The organism is Brevundimonas sp. CEF1 (assembly GCF_051353055.1).
GTDB lineage: Bacteria > Pseudomonadota > Alphaproteobacteria > Caulobacterales > Caulobacteraceae > Brevundimonas.
Genome location: NZ_CP195593.1, coordinates 711,744 through 731,909 on the forward strand (window position 1 = coordinate 711,744; position 20,166 = coordinate 731,909).

The following is a 20,166-nucleotide window of genomic DNA, read 5'->3' on the forward strand; positions in this document are numbered from 1 at the left end:
GGATGGCCATGCGCACCCTCCTGATCGCCGCCGCCGCCGCCCTCTTGTCCGCCTGCGCCACGGGGCCGCTGACCGCTGTTGAAGCCCCGGTGGAGACGGTCGACCTTCTGCTGACCTCGGCCACGGTGGTCGATGTCGAGAAGGGGACGACGACGCCCGATCAACTGGTGGCCGTGCGCGGCGGGGACATCGTCGCCGTCCTGCCGGAAGGCGAGGCCAGCCGCTATCGCGCGACGCGGACGCAAGACATGGGCGACCGCTATGTCATGCCGGGCCTGTGGGACATGCACGTCCACTTCGGCGGCGGCGAGGCCCTGATCGAGGAAAACGCTGAGCTGATGCCCCTCTATGTCGTCAACGGCGTGGTCGCGGTGCGCGACGCGGCGGGGGATCTGGCGCAGCAGGTGCTGGACTGGCGCGACGCCCCGCCGACCCCCGACAGCCCGCGCATCTTCACCTCCGGCCCCAAGATCGAGGGCATCGCCCCTGTCTGGAAGGGCGTGATCGAGACCGGCAGCGAGGCCGATGTGGACGCCGCCCTGGACCGCCTGCAGGCCCTGCGCGTCGATTTCGTCAAGATCACCGACAACACCCTGAAGCCCGAGCTTTTCCTCTACGCCGTGCGCGAGGCGAAGAAGCGGGGCATGAAGACCTCGGCCCATATCCCGGCCAGCATCACCGTGCTGGAGGCCGCCGAGGCGGGCCTGTCGTCGATCGAACACCTCGACTACGCCATGAAGGCGGGTTCGAAGGATGAGGCCGCCATCGCCGCCGACTATCTGGCGGGCAAATATACCTACGCCCAGACCATGCGGCGCTATGCCGACACCTTCGACGTCGCGACGGCGCGGCGCGTCTATGCCCGCTTGAGGGAGTTGGGCACGGCGGTGTCGCCGACTCTCTACGGCTCGACCACACTGGCCAATCTGGACCTGGACGATCACTCGCACGACGACGGCCTGGCCTATGTCGGGCCGGGCATCCGCGCCACCTACGACTGGCGCGTCCAACGCGCCGCGCGCGCCACCCCGCAGCAGGTGGCGGACCGCCACTTCGTCAAGGACGTGACCGCCCGCACCCTGCCCATGCTGCGCGATGCGGGGGTGGTGATCCTGACGGGAACGGACGCGGGCTTCCTCAACTCGTTCAACTATCCGGGCTTCTCGCTGCACGACGAGCTGGAGCTCTACGTCAAGCTGGGCCTGACCCCGCGCGAGGCCCTGATGGGGTCGGTCGTGGACGGGCCGCGCTTTCTCAATCAGGGCGCGCGCTACGGCGCCGTGGCGGCGGGCAAGTCGGCCGACCTGCTGGTGCTGGAGGCCGACCCCCTGGCCGACGTCAGCGCCACGCGGCGCATCGCCGACGTGGTGCTGCGCGGTCGTCTGATCGACGCGGGCGAACTGGAGCGGATGCGCGGCGAGATCCGCGCCCGCGTCGTCGCCCGCAACGCTCGCTTCACGCCTTCGCCAGCCTCCTGACCCGGAAGGCGACCCAGATCAGCAGCAGGCCGAACAGCACGGCCCAGGCCGCGATCAGCCACAGCAGGCCCAGCGCCCCCGTGCCCGGCGCAACGACGAGGATGGCGCCAAAGAGCACCGACAGGGCGCCCGCCAGGCCCAGGCTCCATTCATTGGGGATTTCGTTGCGCAGGCGGATGGCGCCGACGATTTCCAGCACCCCGCGCACGATCGACCAGAAGCCGATCAGATAGACCAGGACCAGGGCCGTCAGGCCGGGCCAGACGAAGGCCAGGGCGCCCGCGGCCAGGCTGGCGATCCCGCCCAGCGCCAGCCACCAGCGCGGGGCGACGCCGCCGCCGCGAATGGCCGCGATCAGGGCCAGAATTCCGTCCGCCACGGCATAGATCCCATAGACCAGGATCAGGCTGACCAGGCTGATGCCCGGCCAGACGAAGGTGGCGACCCCGAAGGCCACGGCGATGATCCCGCGCAACAGCAACAGCCACCATGAGCGGTGCAGGGCGGATTTGACGAGGCCTTCCAGCGAAGGCGCGGCGGTATGGGACGAGGACACGGGAAACCCCCTTGCGTGGTGATGGTCACGCTTAGCCAACGTCAGGTGACGGGCAGGGTTCCTGAAATGTGGCTAAAATGTGACGAGCTGGTTTCAAGCCGCCATGCGCCAGTCGGAATGAGGGGCGACGGCGGGGGCGTGGAACTCGTCCCACAGGGCGTCCTCGTCGGAATAGCGGCTGCTGGCCGAGGCGGAGATGACGTCCACGACCTGTTCTTCCTGACGGTCCCAGATGACGGCCAGGTCGCCCTCGGCCTCGCACGGCACGATCATGTAGCGGTCGGCGAAGGTCTTCTTGGCGGGCTTTTGAACCGTCGGGGTGCGGGCGAAGGCCATGTCGTGATCTCCTGAAGCGATTGCCTCTTGCTGATGTTGAGAGGATGCGACAGCATTGCGTCAGTTTCGGACGTATCTCTGTGGAGAAGTTTCTTGCGGCACGACAAGGCGGCGATGGTCATCGATCTGGCGCGCGGCATGGCCGCCAGCGCCGAGGGCCTGACGCTGAACGAGATGGCGGGGCAGCTGCGGGTCGGGCGGCGCACGGCCGAGCGGATGCGCGACGCCGTCCTGATGCTGTTCCCCCAGGTCGAGGAGATCAGCGACCCGCCGAGCAAGCGCTGGCGCATTCGCGGCGGCCTGTCGGCCTTCGAACAGGCCCCGACCGCGACCGAGATGCTGGAACTGACCAAGGCGGCGGCGGCCCTGCGCGCGGCGGGCGAACCGGCGCGGGCGGCGGCGCTGGAGGGGCTGGAGCGCAAGGTCAAGGCGGCCATGCGCTCGACCTCCCTGAACCGCATGGCCCCCGACCTTGAGGCCCTGGTCCGGGCCGAGACCATCGCCGTCCAGGCCGGTCCGCGCCCCACCGCCGACGAGACGGTGCTGGCCGAGATCCGCGGCGCGGTCCTGGCCGAGCGCCCGCTCAGCTTCATCTACGCCCGTCCCGGCGCCGAGGCGCGCAGCCGCAGCGTCGCCCCCTGCGGCCTGATGTTCGGGCGCGCCAACTATCTGGTGGCGGCCGACCGCGAGAGCGGGCGCATCCAGACCTTCCGACTGGACCGCATGTCCTCGGTCGAGGCGGGCGAGGGGACGGCCCGTCCGCCCGCCGACTTCGACCTGGCCGCCTTCGCCAGCCAGTCCTTTGGCATCTATCAGGACGAGATCGAGGAGGTGGTGCTGCGCATCGCCCCCGAGGGCGCGGCCGAGGCGCGCGGCTGGCGCTGGCACCCGACCCAGGCCATCGAGGATCAGGCGGACGGATCGGTCCTGGTGCGCTTCCGCGCCTCGGGCATGCGCGAACTGGCCTGGCACCTGTTCACCTGGGGCGAGCAGGCGACCATCGAGGCGCCGCAGCGGCTGAAGGCGGTCATGGCGGGCGAACTTGCGGCGGCGGGCCGCGCCCTGTCGAAGGCGCAATCCTGAGCAAACCGTAAGCTGACGCCGCCTCGAGCGCGGCTATGTTTCAGCTGAACCGTATGGAGCCTGTCGTCTTGCGTCTGAAAGCCCTCGCCGCCTCGACCCTTCTGGCCGCCGCCCTGCTGGGCGCCTGCGCCGCCGCGCCCCTGCCGCCGGGGACGTGGGACGCGCGGGCCGCGCCGAGCGTCGAGGTCGTGCGCGACGGCGACCGCTGGACCGTCGACTACGTCTTCCATCGGGCGGCGCCGGTCTGGGCCTTCATGGACTCGGCCCTCATGGCCGATGGACGCCAGCCGTGGCGGCCGACGCAATGGACGCTCGAGACGCCCGGTGTGGTCATGGAGCGGCGCGGCCACTACGACGTGATCCGCAGCACGGACGGCGGCCCCGTGCCGAGTCGCGTCCGCTTCTCGATCCGGCCCAAGGGGGTGGAGCTGGAGGCTGAATACGGGGCCCTGACCTTCTCGGACGGGGCGGTCGCCCTGCCGACGCGCCAGTTCGACGTCTTCGCCCTGCCGTCCGTCGCGGCGGCCGAGGCCATGCCCGCCGACCTGAACGGCGTCGATCTGGAGGGCGGGCCGTCCGCCGTGACCTGGCGCGACACGGCCGGGCCGGTGCTGTTCAACGGCGAGCGCCGCGCGACCCTGACCACCACGACCGAGCGCTCCTACGTCCTGTTGGGCCAGGCGCGGGTGACGCCCAGCGAGGGGCTGACGACCGTCATCGACCCCAACCTGCCGCCCTGGATCGGCGAGGAGATCCGCGGCTTCGCTCCGCGCATCGACGACTACTACCTGCGCCGTCTCGGCCCGCCTGGCGCCGGCAGCGAGGCCTCGACCGTCATGGTCAGCTGGAACGGCCCGACCGCGCGCTTGTCCAGCATGGGCGGCAGCGTCCTGCCCGGCCTGATCGTCATGAAGTTCGAGGGCGTCGGCGTGTTGAACCCCAGCCAGGAGGTGCTGGAACGCTCGCGCTGGTTCATCGGCCACGAAAGCGCGCACTTCTGGCTGGGCCAGGCGGTGCGCTATCAGTTCGCGCGCGATGCCTGGATCACCGAGGGCGGGGCCGACCTGATGGCGGTGCGCGGCTTCAAGGCGCTGGACCCGGCCTATGACGCCCGCGCCGAACTGCAGACCGAGGTGGACGACTGCATCGCTCTGGCCCGCGACAAGCCGGTGGCCGAGGCGGGCGAGCGCGGCGAGCACCGGGCCTACTACGCCTGCGGCGCCGTCTTCGCCATGGCCGCCGAGGGCGCGCAGAAGCGGCGCGACGGCGGCGACTGGTTCGATTTCCTGCGCCCGGTTCTGATCGCCAATCGCACGGACGGCGTCCTGACCCGCGCCGAATGGCTGGACGCCCTGACCCGCGCCTCGCGCGACCCGTCCCTGGCCGCGACCATCGAGCGGATGCTGGATCAGGGCGCGGCCGACCCCGCCGCCGAGATCGCCGGCCTGTTCCGCAAGACGGGGGTTCCGCACCGGGTCGAGAACGGCAAGGTGATCCTGCTCTGATCGCTGTTATTTGATCGGGATCAAGGACCGAAGCCCGCCTCGGGCGTTCTATCCTTCTGGAACGAGAGGAGGTCGCCATGACCTGGTCCAGCCTGATCGTCTATGTCGACGACGAGCCCGACAACACCCAGAGGATCGAACAGGCCTGCGATCTGGCCAAGGCGCACGGCGCCCATCTGATCGGGGTCTCCGCCTGCGCGCCCGAAACCCCTGTGGCCGACGCCTATGGCGCGGGCATCCTGATGGGCGAGGTCCTGACCGCTCAGCACGAGCGGGCCGAAAGCGCGCTGAAGGGGGCCGAGCAGCGCTTTCGCGACCTCGCGACCCGCGCCGGCGTCTCCTGCGAATGGCGCGCCGACGTGGGCGATCCCACCAGTCTTCTGGTCAAGCACGCCCGCGCCGCCGACGTCCTGATCGTCGGGCGCGACTCGGCCAACGCCAGCGGCTGGCGCGCGCCCATTCCGTCCGACCTGGCCATGCGGGCGGGGCGCTCCATCCTGATCGTGCCGCCGAACCCGGCGCGGCCGGTCGCCGGGGCGCCGGTCCTGCTGGCCTGGACCGACAGCCGCGAAAGCCGCCTGGCCGCCGTCGCCGCCATCCCCCTGCTGCGCGAGGCCGAGAGCGTGCGGGTGTTGGAACTGTGCGACCCCGAGGATGTGGACGGCGCCCGCCTGCGCACCGCCGACGTGGCCGCCTGGCTGCGGCGTCACGGCGTGAACGCCGAGCCCGACGCCCGCGCCCACGACGACCGTGCGGCGGGCCGCCGCCTGCTGGACTACGCGACCGAGATGAAGGCCGGCGCCGTCGTCAGCGGCGCCTGGGGCCACGCCCGGATGCGTCAGTGGATCTTCGGCGGCGTGACCCAGACCCTGATCACCGAAAGCCCGGTGGCGCTATTGCTGGCGCACTAGCATCATCCTTCTCCCCTTGCGGGAGAAGGTGGCAGGCGAAGCCTGACGGATGAGGGGTTTTGCCGTCGGTTGAGAGACCCCTCATCCGACCTTCCCCGGATCAAGTCCGGGGTCGGCCACCTTCTCCCGCAAGGGGAGAAGGGCATTCAGGCAAACGGATAGGGGCTCACCGACTTCGACCAGTCGTCCACCGTCAGCGCCCGCCCGACCGGCGGGGCGGCGCGTTCGGCGCAGGGGTGCCTTTCACAGAGCCTGCAGGCCGGGCCTATGGGCGTGACCTCGGGCTTCTGCAGATCCAGGCCGCGCGCATAGATCAGGCGGTGGGCGTGTTTCAGCTCGCAGCCCAGGCCGATGGCCAGATCCTGTCCCTCGGTGAAGGCGTCCTGGCCTTGACGGTCCACGGTGCGGGCCAGGGTGAACCAGCGCGATCCGTCTGGCGTCTCGATGATCTGGGTGACGATCCGGCCGGGCGTGCGGAAGGCCGAATGCAGCCGCCAGCGCGGACAGGCCCCGCCGAAGCGCGAAAAGGGAAAGGCCCCGGACGCATAGCGCTTCGACACATTGCCCGCCTGATCCACCCGCATCAGGAAGAAGGGCACGCCGCGCGCCGTCGGTCGCGAAAGGGTCGTCAGCCGGTGCGCCGCCTGTTCGAAGCCGACGCCGAAGCGGGCCTGCAGCCGGGCCAGGTCATAGCCCGTCTCTTCCGCCGTGCGCTGGAAGGCGGCGTAGGGCATCAGGATGGCGGCGGCCAGGCTGTTGGTCAGCGAGGTCTTCAGCAGGTTGCGCGTCGGCGCGTCGGGCGCATTCGCCGTCTCGGTCAGGGCCTGAAGTTCGGCGCCATGTTCCATCAGCGCCAACTGACAGGCGACGGCGAAGGCGCGCGACGACGGTCCCAGGGTGTCGGACAGCAGCAGCCGCCCCCGGTGCGGGTCGAAGCGGCGGGTCCATTCGACCATGACCTCGGCGGGCAGGGTGCGCACCGTCAGGCCGTGGCGGGCGAACAGCCGGGCGCGGGCCAGGGCCTCGAAGCTCTCGTCCGGCGATGAGGCCTCGGCCCTCAACGCCTCGTGCAGGGCCTCGCCCAGGGCGTCCAGTTCGGGGACGTGGTTGTGGCGGCTCTGGATGTATTCGCGCACCCATTCCGACGGGCTGTCGGCGGGGGAGGCGGCGCCGGCCACCTCGGCTTCGGCCCGGTCGCGCACGCGCCGGTCGGAGAAGGCGCGATAGAGCCGCAGGATGGCGTCGGCGGCGGCGGGCTGATCCTCGGCCAGCTGCACGATCTCGTGGCGTGGCACGGCCAGACCCTGGAACAGGGGGTCGGCGAAGGCCTCGGCCAGTTCGGCCTCCGATGCCGGGCCGCCGGACTGGCCCAGGTTCCTCAGATCGACGTCATAGGTCTCGGCCAGACGCAGCAGCAACTGGGCCGAGACGGGCCGCTGATTGCGCTCGATATGGTTCAGATAGGAGGGCGAGACTCCCAGGTCCGCCGCCATGGCCGTCTGTGACAGGTCGAGGTCGCGCCGCAGCCGCTTCAGGCGGCCGCCCAGGAACAGCTTGCGATCGGCGGCGGCGTTCATGACGCGATCATGTCACATCATGACACCAAGGCAAGTGTCATGATGTGACTGTTTGACTTGAATGCTGTGGCTGATGCTGTGTCAATCATGACGTCAGCGTGTTCTGGTCTTTGAGACGGCGGCGGTTGCCGCGCCCTTTCAAAAGCCGAGACGAACATGACGACCTTCGCTGACCTGGTTCCTTCGCCCGCCGGCCGCTTCGACGGCATCGAGCGCCCCTACAGCCCCGAGGACGTCCTGCGCCTGCGCGGTTCGGTGCCGGTCACCCACGCCCTGGCCGAGCGCGGCGCCAACCGTCTGTGGGAGCTGCTGCACTCCGAGCCCTACATCAACGCCCTGGGCGCGGTCACCGGCAACCAGGCCATGCAGATGGTCCGCGCCGGCCTGAAGGCCATCTACCTGTCGGGCTGGCAGGTCGCGGCTGACGCCAACACGGCCAGCGCCATGTATCCTGACCAGTCGCTCTATCCGGCCAACGCCGCGCCGGAACTGTGCCGCCGCATCAACCGCACCCTGCAGCGCGCCGACCAGATCGAGCACGCCGAAGGCGGCGCCAAGCGCGACTGGTTCGCCCCCATCGTCGCCGACGCCGAGGCCGGCTTCGGCGGCCCGCTGAACAGCTTCGAGATCATGAAGGCCTTCATCGAGGCGGGCGCAGCCGGCGTCCACTTCGAGGACCAGCTGGCCAGTGAGAAGAAGTGCGGCCACCTGGGCGGCAAGGTTCTGATCCCGACCCAGGCGCATGAGCGCAACCTGATCGCGGCGCGTCTGGCCGCCGACGTCTGCGGCACGCCGACCCTGACGGTGGCGCGCACCGACGCCGAGTCGGCCCAACTGATCACCTCGGACATCGACGAGCGGGACCACCCCTTCATCGACCGTGAGAACCGCACGCCGGAGGGCTTCTATCGCCTGAAGCCGGGCACGGGTCTGGACCACTGCATCGCGCGCGGTCTGTCGTATGCGAAATACGCCGACCTGCTGTGGTGGGAGACGTCGCATCCCGATCTGGACGACGCCAAGAAGTTCGCCGAAGCCGTGCAGAAAGAGCATCCGGGCAAGCTGATGGCCTACAACTGCTCGCCCTCCTTCAACTGGGAAGCCAAGCTGGACAAGGAAACCATCGCCAAGTTCCAGCGCGAGCTGGGGGCCATGGGCTACAAGTTCCAGTTCGTCACCCTGGCGGGCTTCCACAGCCTGAACAACGGCATGTTCGAGCTGGCCTCGGGCTACCGCGATCGCGGCATGGCGGCCTACTCCGAGCTGCAGCAGCGCGAGTTCGCCAATGAGGCCATCGGCTACACCGCCACGCGCCACCAGCGCGAGGTCGGCACCGGCTACTTCGACGATGTCGCCACGGTCATCTCTTCGGGCCAGTCCTCGACCACGGCCCTGAAGGACTCGACCGAAACCGCTCAGTTCCACGCCGCCTGAGTTCCACGCCTCACAGGAAAGGAAATGACATGGAACCCATGACCCGTCCGCAAGCCATCATCGACTTTTGTCTGGCGCCGCTGGCGCTGGATGGATCGACCGAGGCCGAACGCGAGGTGCGTCGCCGTCTGGAGCATGTGCTCAAGACCTTCGAGGCCAAGGCCGCCCGGCCCCTGAGCGTGGACTTCTCGTCCATGCCCAGCCAGGTCATCAACGAAGCCGCCCACGGCTACGAATAGCCTGCACTACAGATAGTATAGAGAAGACCCTCAGGCCGCTCGCTCAGCGGCCTGAGGCGCGTCCGCCGTCAGCTCGGAGACCATGGCCAGCAAGGCCTCGATGCTGAAGGGCTTGGCCAGATGCCGGTCGGCCCCGGCGTCCAGGCCCGCCGCGATATGCTCGGGCAGGGCGTTGGCGGTCAGCATGACGACGGGGGTGCGCGGCATGCCCATGGCCACCTCGTGCAGGCGAATCTCGCGGGTGGCGGTCAGGCCGTCCATCACCGGCATCTGCATGTCCATCAGCACCAGATCAAAAGCCGTGGCGCGGCAGGCCTCGACCGCCTGGGCGCCGTCCTCGACAGAAACCAGGTCGACCGCCGCCTGATCCAGGATCAGTTCGACCACGCGCCGGTTGGTGGGGTGGTCGTCGGCGATCAGGATGCGCAGGCGGCGCGCGGATGGGTCGGACGGTGTGTCGCTTGTCGCCACAATGGTCGGGGCCGGAACAGCGGGCGCTTCGGCGACACGCAGAGGCAGGGTCAGAATGAAGGCCGCGCCGCCGCCCGGCTCGCTCTCACAGCCCAGGTCGCCGTTCATCATGGCCGCCAGTTCGCGGCTGATCGCCAGCCCCAGGCCCGAGCCGCCAAAGCGACGCGTGATGTCGCCGTCGGCCTGCTCGAAACGGCTGAACAGGCGGTCGCGCGTCTCGGCGTCAAAGCCGATGCCGGTGTCCTGCACCACGAAGCGCAGGCCTTGCGGTCCGGCGTCGACCGTCAGGCTGACGAAGCCGGCGGCGGTGAACTTGACGGCGTTGGACACCAGATTGGTCAGGATCTGCTTCAGCCGCACGGCGTCGCCGTGGACCCAGATGCGGGCCTCGGGCGCCACCTCGACGACGAACTGCAGCCCCTTGTCGCGGGCGGCGGCGGCATAGAGCTGGGCCGCCTCCTCGGTGGCGCGGGCCAGGTCGAAGGGCTCGTCGCCCAGCTCCAGCCGGCCCGACTCGACGCGGGCTAGATCCAGAATGTCGCTCAGCAGGGTCTGCAGGGTGCGGCTGGACGAATGGATCAGGTCCAGCATCTCGCGTTGCTGCTCGTCCAGGCTGGTGCGGGCCAGGGCCTGGGCCACGCCGATGACGCCGTTCAGGGGTGTGCGGATCTCGTGGCTCATATTGGCCAGGAATTGGCTCTTGGCCCGGTTGGCGGCGTCGGCGGCGTCGCGCGCCTCGGCCAGGGCCTGGGCGTCGCGCTTCATGTCGGTGATGTCGGAGCAGACCGTGACCGTGCCCTTTTCGGCGGTGCGGCGGTCCTGCACCCGCAACCAGCGGTCGCCGACATTCTGCTCCATCACGCCCTGGGGGCGGCGGCGATTGGCCATGCGTTCGGCCACCCAGGCCTGCTCGCGGCCCCTGGCGCAGGGATAGATGCCGGCGGTCAGCCCAGTTTCCAGGATTTCGCGGAAGGTGACGCCGACCTTCAGCACGGCGGCCACCTCGGGGTTCACCTCGGCGTAGCGCTGGTTCCAGATCGCCAGTCGGTCGTCGGCGTCATAGAAGCCCAGGCCGTCGGGCATGGCCTCGATGGCTTCGCGCAACTGACCGAGCGCGCTGTGGCGCGACCACCAGACCATGCCGGTCAGGAAGGCGGCGATGATGACCAGCAGTCCGACGCTGGCGCCGATCCAGACGGTCAGGGCCGTCTCGGCGAAGGCCGCGACCGGCAGCAACACGCCGGGTGTGGGGGTGATGACTACGGCGCTCATCGCCACGAAATGCAGCCAGCAGACGCTGAGCGCCCCCAGGGCGGTGGCCCCGAGGACGCGCTTGATCCCGCCTCGCCAAGGCAGGAAGGCCATGGCGCAGACCAGCAGCATCCCGCCGACCACGGCGACGACGACCAGGGGGGCGTTCCACGACAGCACCGCTCCCGACAGGCGCAGCGCCCCCATGCCGAGGAAGTGCATGGCCGCCACGCCCAGACCACAGGTCAGGGCGGAGACGATGCGGCCGATGCGGCCCACCTCGGCCAGGGCCAGATGCATGGCGATGTAGAAGGCGAAGACCACGATCAGCAGAGAGCCGCCCGTCTCCCAGGCCTCGTATCGCGCAGGAACGCCGATGTCGTAGGCCTTCATGGCGATGAAGTGGGTGCTCCATACGCCGAGCCCCGCCACCAGGGGGGCCGCGACCAGATAGACCCGTCTTGAACGTCGCGCGACATTGCGGGCGCGATCAAACAGGGACAGGGCGATCAGCAGACTGAAGACGGCGACGAGCAGGGCGAACGGCAAAATCCGCCAGTCGTGTTGCTGGACCAGGCAGTTCAGGATCGTATTCACGTCAATAGCCCCTCCAACCGCCGAAACCACTGCCGCAAATCGGTGAACAAACTACGCTATGCGCAAGAATCCCCGCCCGACCGGTCGTCCTTTCGCGGCCATGCTAGGGCGGGTCGCTAAATAATGAGATAACGTCGATTTTCATGCCTTACGAGCATTCGCCTTCGCCCGTCGCCCCCACCCTGTCGTCTCGGCTTTGGACCGCCGGCGCCAGCGGCGGCGTGGCCATCCTGGTGATGGCGGTTCTGGCGGTGATGAAGCCCGAACTGGCGGGATGGCTGGCTATGGGCGCTGTCGCCGTGGCCACAGCCACCTGGCTGGTCAATCGGCGGCCGCAGCCCCTGGTCAGCATCAGCGACCTGGACGGCAGCAATCCGGTCGATCTGGCCCCGGACGGCGCCCTGCTGGGCGATGTGTTCGAGGCCCTGGCTGATCCGATTCTGATCGTCAGCGGCGGCGAGGCGGACGATATCGCCGGGCGCCGCATCGCCCTGGCCAACGCCGCGGCGCGAGAGCTGTTTCGCTTGAACGGGACGGGCGGCGGCCTGCTGGTTTCAGTGATTCGCGATCCCAAGGTGCTGGAGGCCGTGGACGAAGCCCTGTTCGGGGATTTCAGCCGCACGGTCGATTACGTGGGCGGCGGCGCCCAGGAACGCCACTGGCGGGCCTTTGTCCGGCCTCTGCCCGAGCGGGACGCCCATCTGTGGGGCGCCGGGGCCCTGGCCCTGCTGGCCCTGCGCGACGAGACCGACGCTCGCCGCATGGAGATGATGCGCGTCGACTTCCTGGCCAACGCCAGCCACGAACTGCGCACGCCCCTGGCCTCCCTGTCGGGCTTCATCGAGACCCTGAAGGGCCACGCCAAGGACGACCCCAAGGCGCGCGACAGGTTCCTCGACATCATGGCCATCCAGGCCGACCGCATGGGGCGGCTGGTCGCCGACCTGCTGTCGCTGAGCCGGATCGAGCTGAACGAACACATCGCGCCCTTGGGCCGGGTCGATCTGGCGCGGGCGGCCTCGGATGTGGTCGACGCCGTCAGCGTGCTCTCGAAGGAGCGCGGCGTGACCATCAAGGCCGACCTGGGGCAGGGGGGGGCGACCGTGGCGGGCGACCGCGACGAGATTGTTCAGGTCATCCAGAACCTGATCGACAACGCCCTGAAATATTCCAGCAACGGCGGGGTGGTCGAGCTGTCCATCGACCGCGACCGCACCCTGGACGAGGCCATGGCCGCGCGCATGCCCGAGGGGACGCGCCTGTCGCTGGAAACGCCGGACCGCGAGGCGGGGCTGAAATACGCCGTCGTCACCGTGCGCGATCACGGGCCGGGCATGGCGCGCGAGCACCTGCCGCGTCTGACCGAGCGATTCTATCGCGTTGAAGGCCAGAAAAGCGGCGAGCGTCAGGGCACCGGCCTGGGCCTGGCCATCGTGCGTCACATCATCATTCGCCACCGCGGCGGGCTGAGCGTGGACAGCGCCCTGGGCCAGGGCGCCATCTTCGCCGCCGCCTTCCCCCTGGCTCCTGCGCGGGAGATCGAGCCCGCGAGCAGCCCTGCGACATAGGCTGCGACACAGGGGACGGGCGCCGTAACAGAACTGTCACGCAGCCGTCTTATTCCGCTCGCCAATCGCAGGCAGTTTCCCGGCCGAAACGCGCCGGACCCGGCACGTTAATGATTCACGCGTGCACGGACCCGGATGATCTGGATTTTCCTGTTACTGCTGATCGCCTTCTCCGGGCTCGCCTATCTGGGCGGGCGCGCACTGGCGACGCGCCGCAGCACGGGCGTTAGAGCCCATTCGCGTCCCGGCCAGCATGGCCTCTACGCCCTGATCTGGGTCGGCATGCCGGCTCTGGTCGTGCTGATCGCCGCCTCGATCTTCTCGACACCGCTGGAGCGCCAGATGCTGGCCGCCGGCGCGCCCGACAGCGTCGTCCAGCTGGAGCCCTTCCGTCGCGAGGCCTTCTTCTCGGACGCGCGCCGCATCGGTCAGGGGCTTGAGGCCCAGCAGATCTGGCCCGCCCCCTATGCCGAGGAACTGCCGGCTGAGGGCCGCCGCGCCCACCGCATTTCGTCGGCCCTGAACTGGGGCGGCGGCGTCGCGGCCCTGATCGCGGCCATCCTGGGCGGGGTCTTCGTCTTCGTTCGCATCCGCCCCGACCTGCGCGCCCGCAACCGGGTGGAAAGCTGGATCAGCATCGTCCTGTTCGCCTGTTCGGCGGTGGCGGTTCTGACGACGGTCGGCATCATCTTCTCCCTGGTGTGGGACAGCTTGCGCTTCTTCGCCTCCGTGCCGGTCACCGAGTTCCTGTTCGGGACCAAGTGGAGCCCGCAGATGGCGATCCGCGCCGATCAGATCGGCTCGTCCGGCGCCTTCGGGGCCGTGCCCCTGTTCGCCGGCACCTTCCTGATCATGCTGATCGCCATGCTGGTGGCGGGACCGATCGGCCTGTTCTCCGCCATCTACCTGTCGGAATACGCCGGTCGCCGCACCCGTGCCGTGGTCAAGCCCCTGCTTGAGGTCCTGGCGGGCGTCCCGACCGTGGTCTACGGCTTCTTCGCCGCCCTGACCGTCGGCCCGGCCTTCCGCGTCTTCTTCAACACCCTCGGCGGCTGGCTGGCCGGCGGGCCGCTGGACGGCGTGGGGCAATACCTGCTGCTGGTGCAGAACCAGATGGCCCTGGTGGCCGGCGCCGTCATGGGCATCATGCTGATCCCCTTCGTCAGCTCCCTGTCCGACGACATCATGAACGCCGTGCCGCAGTCCCTGCGCGACGGCTCATACGCCATGGGCGCCACCAAGTCGGAAACGGTCAAGAAGGTGCTGCTGCCGGCCGCCCTGCCGGGCATCGCCGGGGCCTTCCTCCTGGCTGTTTCGCGCGCCATCGGCGAGACCATGATCGTCACCATGGCCGCCGGCCTGGCCGCCAAGCTGACGCTGAACCCGCTGGACACGGTCACGACCGTCACGGTGCAGATCGTCACCCTGCTGACCGGCGACCAGGAGTTCAACAGTCCCAAGACCCTGGCCGCCTTCGGCCTGGGCCTGACCCTGTTCGTCGTCACCCTGTTGCTCAACATCGTCGCCATGCGCATCGTGCAAGCCTATCGGGAACAGTATGACTGACGCCGCCCAAACCCCGGTGGGGCAGAACTCGGGCGCCGTCAGCCCGCGCACCCAGCGCCTGCAGGCTCGCCTGCGCGGCCGCTACGCCCGCGAGACCCGCTTCAAGTGGTACGGTCGCGCGGCCATCGGCTTCGCCCTGATCTTCCTGGTGATCCTGCTGGGCAGCATCATCATGCAGGGCCGCACCGCCTTCTACGCCCACAGCGTGACCTTGCCGGTCCACATGGACGCGTCGCGCATCGACCGCTCCTATCCCCAGGGCGCCAACTTCGAGCAGATCGTCGCTGAACAGCAACTTCGCCGCCTCGGCGTTCAGGACGACGCCCAGGGCTCCAAGGCCGCGGCCATGAAGGCCCTGTTCTCCTCGGAGCTGAAGTTCCAGGCGGCGGGCATGATTTCGCGCCAGCCCAGCCTGCTGGGCCAGACCGTGCCGGTCACCGCCCCCCTGTCCGACAACGCCGACCTCTATCTGAAGGGCGAGATCTCCAAGGCTACGCCCGAGGATCAGCGCCGCATCAGCAATGAACAGATGGCCTGGCTGGACCGGATGAAGGCCTCGGGCGCCGTCCGCGCCCACTTCAACTCGACCCTCTTCACCAAGGGCGATTCGACCCAGCCGGAACTGGCGGGCCTGCTGGGCGCCGTGGTCGGTTCGGCCCTGATGTTGCTGGTCACGGCCCTGATCGCCATTCCGGTCGGCGTCGGCGCGGCCGTCTGGCTGGAGGAATACTCCCCCCGCAACCGCATCACGGCGATCATTGAGGTCAATATCAACAACCTCGCCGCCGTGCCGTCGATCGTCTACGGCCTGCTGGGTCTGGCCCTCTTCATCAACTTCATGCACCTGCCGCGCGCCAGCCCCCTGGTCGGCGGTCTGGTCCTGGCCCTGATGGCCCTGCCGACGGTGATCATCGCCACGCGTTCGTCGCTGAAGGCCGTGCCGCCCTCGATCCGCGAGGCCGCCCTGGCCATGGGCGCCAGCCGCACCCAGACGGTGTTCGGCCACGTCCTGCCCCTGGCCATGCCGGGCGTCATGACCGGTTCGATCATCGCCATGGCCCACGCCTTGGGCGAGACGGCGCCCCTGCTGCTGATCGGCATGATCAGCTTCGTCCCCGGCATGCCCCACGCCATCGACGAACCGGTCGGCGCCCTGCCTTCGCTCATCTACATCTGGGAGAACGCCTCGGAGCGCGCGTTCCACGAGCGGACCGCCGCCGCCATCCTTGTGCTCCTCGCCTTCATGATCGTCATGAACGCCGCCGCGATCCTGCTGCGTCGGCGCTTCGAACGCCGGTGGTAGTCTTATGATCTCCAAAATCTTCCGCGCCCCCGAGGGTCTGGCCGACGGCGGTTCCGCCGCACCCCACGCCACGCTGACCACGGCCCCGGCCGTGGGCGCCCACGCCTCGGCCCCGCTGGGCCCGATCAAGATCGCCGCGCGCGACGTTTCCGTCTTCTATGGCGAGAAGCAGGCCCTGTTCGGCGTCTCTCTGGACATCCCGGACAAGACCGTCACGGCCCTGATCGGCCCCTCGGGCTGCGGCAAGTCGACCTTCCTGCGGACCATGAACCGCATGAACGACACCATTCCGGGCTGCCGCGTCACCGGCGAGATCCAGATGGACGGCGGCGACATCAACGACCGCAAGATCGACCCCGTCCTGCTGCGCGCCCAGGTCGGCATGGTCTTCCAGAAGCCCAACCCCTTCCCCAAGACGATCTACGAGAACGTCGCCTATGGGCCGAAGATTCACGGCCTGGCCTCCAGCAAGGGCGAACTGGACGAGATCGTGCAGAAGGCGCTGAAGCGCGCCGGTCTGTGGGACGAGGTGGCCGACCGCCTGCACTCGCCGGGCACCGGCCTGTCGGGCGGTCAGCAGCAGCGTCTGGTCATCGCCCGCGCCATCGCGGTCGAACCCGAAGTCATCCTGATGGACGAGCCCTGCTCGGCGCTGGACCCGATCGCCACGGCCAAGATCGAGGAGCTGATCGACGAACTGCGCGAGCGTTACTGCATCGTCATCGTCACCCACTCCATGGCCCAGGCGGCCCGCGTGTCGCAGCGCACGGCCTTCTTCCACATGGGCAAGCTGGTCGAGACCGGCGACACCGAAGAGATCTTCACCAACCCGCGCGAGCGCCGCACGCTCGACTACATCACCGGCCGCTTCGGCTAAGGGCGCGAGCATGAACCAGCATACGGTCAAGGCTTATGGGGACGAGCTGAACCAGCTCACGGCCGAGGTCGTCCGCATGGGCGGTCTGGCCGAGGCCCAGGTCGCGGACGCCATCGAATCCGTCGCCCGCCGCGACGTGGCCCTGGCGCGCGCGGTGGTCGAGCGCGACAACCGCCTCGACGCCCTGCATCGCGACATCGAGAAGAAGTCCATCCGCCTGATCGCCCTGCGTCAGCCGGTGGCCTCGGACCTGCGCCGCACGCTCGGGGCCATGAAGCTGGCCTCGGATCTGGAGCGCACCGGCGACCTGGCCAAGAACATCGCCAAGCGGGCGCTGATCCTGGCCGAGGGCGAGCCCATGCAGGTGCTGACCCGCTCGATCGAGCGCATGGGGCGTCTGGTCTCGACCCGCCTGCGCGACGTTCTGGACGCCTATACGGCCTCGGAGCTGGAGCGCGCCCTGTCGGTGTGGAGCACCGACGACGAGGTGGACGAGCACTACAACGCCCTGTTCCGCGAGCTGCTGACCTACATGATGGGCGACCCGCGCACGATCACGGCCTGCACCCACCTGCTGTTCATGGCCAAGAACCTGGAGCGGATCGGCGACCACGCGACCAATATCGCCGAGACGGTCCACTATGAGATCACGGGCGAGGAAATGCTGGGCGAGCGGCCCAAGGCCGTCCCCGGTCCGGGCGAGGAACAGACGCCGACCCCGCATATCTCGACCCCATCCCCGTCTTCGGCCCCGTCCGACCTGACGGACGACTGACTTCCCCTACTGCTGACGACTTCGACCGACCGGAGAGCCTGACGTGCAACCCTATATTCTGGTGATGGAAGACGAGGACGCCCTGGCCACCCTGCTCCAGTACAATCTGGAGAAGGAAGGCTATGACGTGACCGTGGCGGCGGACGGAGAGGAGGGGCTGCTTCAGGTCGACGAGCGCCTGCCTGATCTGGTGCTGCTGGACTGGATGCTGCCCAAGCTGTCGGGCATCGAGGTCTGCCGTCGTCTGCGCGGCCGGGCCGAGACCCGCAACCTGCCGATCATCATGCTGACCGCGCGGGGCGAGGAAACCGACCGCGTGCGCGGCCTGGACACCGGCGCCGACGACTACATGACCAAGCCCTTCTCGATGACCGAGCTGACCGCGCGCATCCGCGCCGTTCTGCGTCGCATCCGCCCGGGCCTGGCCGACGACCGCATCAACCACGCCGACATCGTCATCGACCGCGTCGCTCACCGCGTCCGCCGCGCGGGCAAGGAGGTCCACCTGGGCCCGACCGAGTTCCGCCTGCTGGACCACCTGATGAAGCATCCGGGCCGGGTCTTCAGTCGCGAACAGCTGCTGGACGCCGTCTGGGGCTCGGACGTCTATGTCGAGGCCCGCACCGTGGACGTCCACGTCGGCCGCCTGCGCAAGGCCCTGAACGTCGAGGGCACGGTCAACCCGATCCGCACCGTCCGCTCGGCCGGCTATTCTCTGGACCTGAACAGCTAGAACGTCGCCGGCTTCGGCCGGCGCGTTAAATTTCGGTCATCTGCATCCGTGGCGACGGCGCGCCGCCTCATGACGAGAAATCATGGGGAGAGGCGCTGTGCCTGACGCAATCATTGCCATGCTGGGCTGGGTCGGCGCTGTCGCTCTGGGCGGGCTGCTGGCGGCGGTCCTGATGAAGGGCCGCGTGCAATGGGGCTGGCTGATCGCCGCCCTCTTGCTGATGGCGGCCTATGACGCCGTGCTGACGCGCGGCTACGGTCATTTGCCCCTGTCCTTCGGTTCGTCGAACTGGAACTGGGAGGGCAAGGCCATGGCCGTCCTGCTGTCGCTGGCCGTGGCCAGTCTGCCGATGATCGGCTGGCGACGGGCGGGGCTGACGCTGAAGCAGGATCGCCGGGGTCTGACCGGCGCTCTCATCCTGTCCGGCCTGCTGGTCGCCCTGTTCCTCGGGCTGGCCCTCTATTTCCCCGGCCAGGGCTTCGACCTCGACAGTCTGGCCTTCCAACTGACCATGCCGGGGCTGGACGAAGAACTCTTCTATCGCGGCGTCTTGCTGCTCATGCTGAACGAGGCCTTCGGTCGGCCGGTTCGCATTCTGGGCGCGTGGATGGGCTGGGGGGCGGTGCTGTCGTCGCTGGCCTTCGGCCTGACCCACGCCCTGGGCTATGCCGACGGCGCCTTCACCTTCGAGCCGCTGCTGATGGCGACGACCGGCGTGTCCGCCCTTCTGCTGGTCTGGCTGCGCGAGAAGACCGGCAGCATCCTGCTGCCGATCCTCCTGCACAACTACGGCAATGCGATCTTCATGCTGCTCTAGGGCCTGGGCCCGTAGGCGGCTCTAGGCGGCCGACTGCTCGATCTCGCTCGGCTCGATCTTGTAAACGGTCGAGCAGTATTCGCACGTCGCGTGGATCATGCCGTCGTCCTCGACCATGGCGGCGCGGTCTTCCGGGGGGAAGGACTGCATCACCGCGACCAGCCGCTCCTTGGAGCAGCGGCAGACGGCGCTCAGGGCCTGGGCGCCTTCCAGGCGCACGCCGTCCTCGTGGAACAGACGGAACAGCAGGGTCTCGGCGCTGATCGTCGGGTCGATCAGTTCGTCGTCGCCCAGGGTGAAGAAGAGGGCGCGGGTGCGTTCCCAGACTTCCTCGGTCGAGCCGCGCGCGTCGTCGCCGGCGATGACCTGGATCATGGCACCGCCCGCGCGCCAGGCCGTGCCGGCCTCGGTCGTCACCTGACCCACGGCCAGCCGCACCTTGGTCGGCACCTGCTCGGACTGGGTGAAGTAGTGCTCGGCGCACAGCGACAGGCTCTCGCCCTCGATGGGGGTGATGCCCTGGGTGCGCTCGAAGTCTTCGCCCCGGTCCAGGGTCATGATGAAGACGCCCTTGCCCAGCAGGGTCTGGGCGCCGGGGCGGGTGAAGCCCTCGGAGGCCTTGGCCACTTCTTCCGGGTCGAAGCGGCAGAAGCCGCGCAGGGTCCCGGCGGTGTCATAGTCGGCCACGACATAGCGCACCGGGCCGTCGCCCTGGGCCTGGACGATCAGACGACCCTCGAATTTCAGCGCCGAACCGACGATGGCGGCCAGGACGCAGGCCTCGCCCAGCAGGGCGGCGACCGGTTCGGGATAGTCGTGGGCCGACAGGATCTTGTCCACGGCCTCGCCCAGTCGCACCAGGCGGCCGCGCACGGGCCAGCCGTCGATCTGGAAGGCGGCGGCGAGGTTGTCGGTCGGAGCCTCGATGGGCTGTGCGGCGGGCGCGTGATCGGTCACGGCGAAAATCCTGAATAGGCGAAACTGTCGGAAGCGGCGCAACATAGGGAGGCGATCCCCGCTTGGTAAGGGGCGGCGGGGAAGGGGACGCCCCTCTTGCAGCTTGGCCGTTTACGGCGGAACCTCTTTCGA

General features: G+C 68.9%; 18 protein-coding genes. 13 read left to right on the forward strand and 5 right to left on the reverse strand.

What is annotated here, in order from left to right; all coding sequences use genetic code 11:
• The first annotated feature begins 2 nt into the window (after positions 1-2).
• Complete coding sequence (locus ACR9FL_RS03635; RefSeq protein ID WP_436357193.1) at positions 3-1,478, forward strand: amidohydrolase family protein; 1,476 nt, start codon at positions 3-5, stop codon at positions 1,476-1,478.
• Here ACR9FL_RS03635 and ACR9FL_RS03640 read toward each other — a convergent pair.
• Complete coding sequence (locus ACR9FL_RS03640) at positions 1,456-2,034, reverse strand: HdeD family acid-resistance protein (protein WP_436357194.1); 579 nt, start codon at positions 2,032-2,034, stop codon at positions 1,456-1,458. The genes ACR9FL_RS03635 and ACR9FL_RS03640 overlap by 23 nt on opposite strands.
• Positions 2,035-2,127: 93 nt before the next feature.
• A complete protein-coding gene (locus ACR9FL_RS03645) occupies positions 2,128-2,370 on the reverse strand; it encodes a hypothetical protein (RefSeq protein ID WP_436357196.1) in 243 nt (80 codons plus the stop codon).
• Positions 2,371-2,463: 93 nt separating this feature from the next.
• Here ACR9FL_RS03645 and ACR9FL_RS03650 point away from each other — a divergent pair, with 93 nt between their 5' ends.
• From ACR9FL_RS03650 to ACR9FL_RS03660, 3 genes are all read left to right on the forward strand, one after another.
• Positions 2,464-3,453 carry a WYL domain-containing protein gene (locus ACR9FL_RS03650; protein WP_436357197.1) on the forward strand — a complete coding sequence of 330 codons (990 nt, stop codon included), beginning with the start codon at positions 2,464-2,466 and terminating at the stop codon, positions 3,451-3,453.
• Between the two features lie 68 nt (positions 3,454-3,521).
• On the forward strand, positions 3,522-4,958 hold the full coding sequence (locus ACR9FL_RS03655; RefSeq protein ID WP_436357198.1) for a hypothetical protein: 1,437 nt from the start codon (positions 3,522-3,524) through the stop codon (positions 4,956-4,958).
• Between the two features lie 77 nt (positions 4,959-5,035).
• On the forward strand, positions 5,036-5,869 hold the full coding sequence (locus ACR9FL_RS03660) for a universal stress protein (RefSeq protein ID WP_436357199.1): 834 nt from the start codon (positions 5,036-5,038) through the stop codon (positions 5,867-5,869).
• A gap of 146 nt (positions 5,870-6,015) precedes the next feature.
• Here the strand turns inward: ACR9FL_RS03660 and ACR9FL_RS03665 are convergent, their stop codons facing one another.
• A complete protein-coding gene (locus ACR9FL_RS03665) occupies positions 6,016-7,446 on the reverse strand; it encodes a helix-turn-helix domain-containing protein (protein ID WP_436357200.1) in 1,431 nt (476 codons plus the stop codon).
• 156 nt (positions 7,447-7,602) lie between these two features.
• Between ACR9FL_RS03665 and aceA the strand changes: the two genes are divergently transcribed.
• Positions 7,603-8,880, forward strand: coding sequence for an isocitrate lyase (gene aceA, locus ACR9FL_RS03670; RefSeq protein ID WP_436357202.1), 1,278 nt, complete (start codon positions 7,603-7,605; stop codon positions 8,878-8,880).
• 29 nt (positions 8,881-8,909) lie between these two features.
• Positions 8,910-9,119, forward strand: a complete 210-nt coding sequence (locus ACR9FL_RS03675) for a hypothetical protein (RefSeq protein ID WP_105562892.1) — start codon at positions 8,910-8,912, stop codon at positions 9,117-9,119.
• Positions 9,120-9,149: 30 nt separating this feature from the next.
• On the opposite strand, the gene ACR9FL_RS03680 is transcribed toward ACR9FL_RS03675, so the two are convergent.
• Positions 9,150-11,438 carry an ATP-binding protein gene (locus ACR9FL_RS03680; protein WP_436357204.1) on the reverse strand — a complete coding sequence of 763 codons (2,289 nt, stop codon included), beginning with the start codon at positions 11,436-11,438 and terminating at the stop codon, positions 9,150-9,152.
• Positions 11,439-11,581: 143 nt separating this feature from the next.
• On the opposite strand from ACR9FL_RS03680, the gene ACR9FL_RS03685 reads away from it, so the two are divergent.
• The 7 genes from ACR9FL_RS03685 to ACR9FL_RS03715 all read left to right on the forward strand — a co-directional run bounded on the left by ACR9FL_RS03685 (position 11,582) and on the right by ACR9FL_RS03715 (position 19,077).
• Complete coding sequence (locus tag ACR9FL_RS03685; protein WP_436357206.1) at positions 11,582-13,006, forward strand: sensor histidine kinase; 1,425 nt, start codon at positions 11,582-11,584, stop codon at positions 13,004-13,006.
• Positions 13,007-13,141: 135 nt separating this feature from the next.
• Positions 13,142-14,572: a phosphate ABC transporter permease subunit PstC gene (pstC, locus tag ACR9FL_RS03690; protein ID WP_296174867.1), complete on the forward strand. Its 1,431-nt coding sequence runs from the start codon at positions 13,142-13,144 to the stop codon at positions 14,570-14,572.
• Complete coding sequence (pstA, locus tag ACR9FL_RS03695; RefSeq protein ID WP_436357207.1) at positions 14,565-15,875, forward strand: phosphate ABC transporter permease PstA; 1,311 nt, start codon at positions 14,565-14,567, stop codon at positions 15,873-15,875. The genes pstC and pstA overlap by 8 nt, the downstream gene beginning before the upstream one ends.
• Positions 15,876-15,879: 4 nt before the next feature.
• A complete protein-coding gene (gene pstB / locus ACR9FL_RS03700) occupies positions 15,880-16,752 on the forward strand; it encodes a phosphate ABC transporter ATP-binding protein PstB (protein ID WP_296174871.1) in 873 nt (290 codons plus the stop codon).
• Positions 16,753-16,762: 10 nt separating this feature from the next.
• Positions 16,763-17,527, forward strand: a complete 765-nt coding sequence (phoU, locus tag ACR9FL_RS03705; protein ID WP_436357208.1) for a phosphate signaling complex protein PhoU — start codon at positions 16,763-16,765, stop codon at positions 17,525-17,527.
• Between the two features lie 43 nt (positions 17,528-17,570).
• Positions 17,571-18,260 (forward strand): phosphate regulon transcriptional regulator PhoB, encoded by a 690-nt coding sequence (gene phoB / locus ACR9FL_RS03710; RefSeq protein ID WP_105562885.1) that lies wholly within the window; start codon positions 17,571-17,573, stop codon positions 18,258-18,260.
• 97 nt (positions 18,261-18,357) lie between these two features.
• The gene (locus ACR9FL_RS03715) at positions 18,358-19,077 is read left to right on the forward strand and encodes a CPBP family intramembrane glutamic endopeptidase, BDIM_20840 family (RefSeq protein ID WP_436357209.1); all 720 of its coding nucleotides are present in this window, start codon (positions 18,358-18,360) and stop codon (positions 19,075-19,077) included.
• Positions 19,078-19,098: 21 nt separating this feature from the next.
• Here ACR9FL_RS03715 and ACR9FL_RS03720 read toward each other — a convergent pair whose 3' ends face one another.
• Positions 19,099-20,034 carry an Hsp33 family molecular chaperone gene (locus ACR9FL_RS03720; RefSeq protein ID WP_436357211.1) on the reverse strand — a complete coding sequence of 312 codons (936 nt, stop codon included), beginning with the start codon at positions 20,032-20,034 and terminating at the stop codon, positions 19,099-19,101.
• Positions 20,035-20,166: the final 132 nt, after the last annotated feature.

Bases quoted from the DNA above. Each gene is read 5' to 3' on its own strand.
- ACR9FL_RS03635 (WP_436357193.1), top strand. From the start codon at position 3: ATGGCCATGCGCACCCTCCTGATCGCCGCCGCCGCCGCCCTCTTGTCC.
- ACR9FL_RS03645 (WP_436357196.1), bottom strand. From the start codon at position 2,370: ATGGCCTTCGCCCGCACCCCGACGGTTCAAAAGCCCGCCAAGAAGACC.
- ACR9FL_RS03660 (WP_436357199.1), top strand. From the start codon at position 5,036: ATGACCTGGTCCAGCCTGATCGTCTATGTCGACGACGAGCCCGACAAC.
- ACR9FL_RS03665 (WP_436357200.1), bottom strand. From the start codon at position 7,446: ATGAACGCCGCCGCCGATCGCAAGCTGTTCCTGGGCGGCCGCCTGAAG.
- aceA (WP_436357202.1), top strand. From the start codon at position 7,603: ATGACGACCTTCGCTGACCTGGTTCCTTCGCCCGCCGGCCGCTTCGAC.
- ACR9FL_RS03675 (WP_105562892.1), top strand. From the start codon at position 8,910: ATGGAACCCATGACCCGTCCGCAAGCCATCATCGACTTTTGTCTGGCG.
- ACR9FL_RS03685 (WP_436357206.1), top strand. From the start codon at position 11,582: ATGCCTTACGAGCATTCGCCTTCGCCCGTCGCCCCCACCCTGTCGTCT.
- pstC (WP_296174867.1), top strand. From the start codon at position 13,142: ATGATCTGGATTTTCCTGTTACTGCTGATCGCCTTCTCCGGGCTCGCC.
- pstA (WP_436357207.1), top strand. From the start codon at position 14,565: ATGACTGACGCCGCCCAAACCCCGGTGGGGCAGAACTCGGGCGCCGTC.
- pstB (WP_296174871.1), top strand. From the start codon at position 15,880: ATGATCTCCAAAATCTTCCGCGCCCCCGAGGGTCTGGCCGACGGCGGT.
- phoU (WP_436357208.1), top strand. From the start codon at position 16,763: ATGAACCAGCATACGGTCAAGGCTTATGGGGACGAGCTGAACCAGCTC.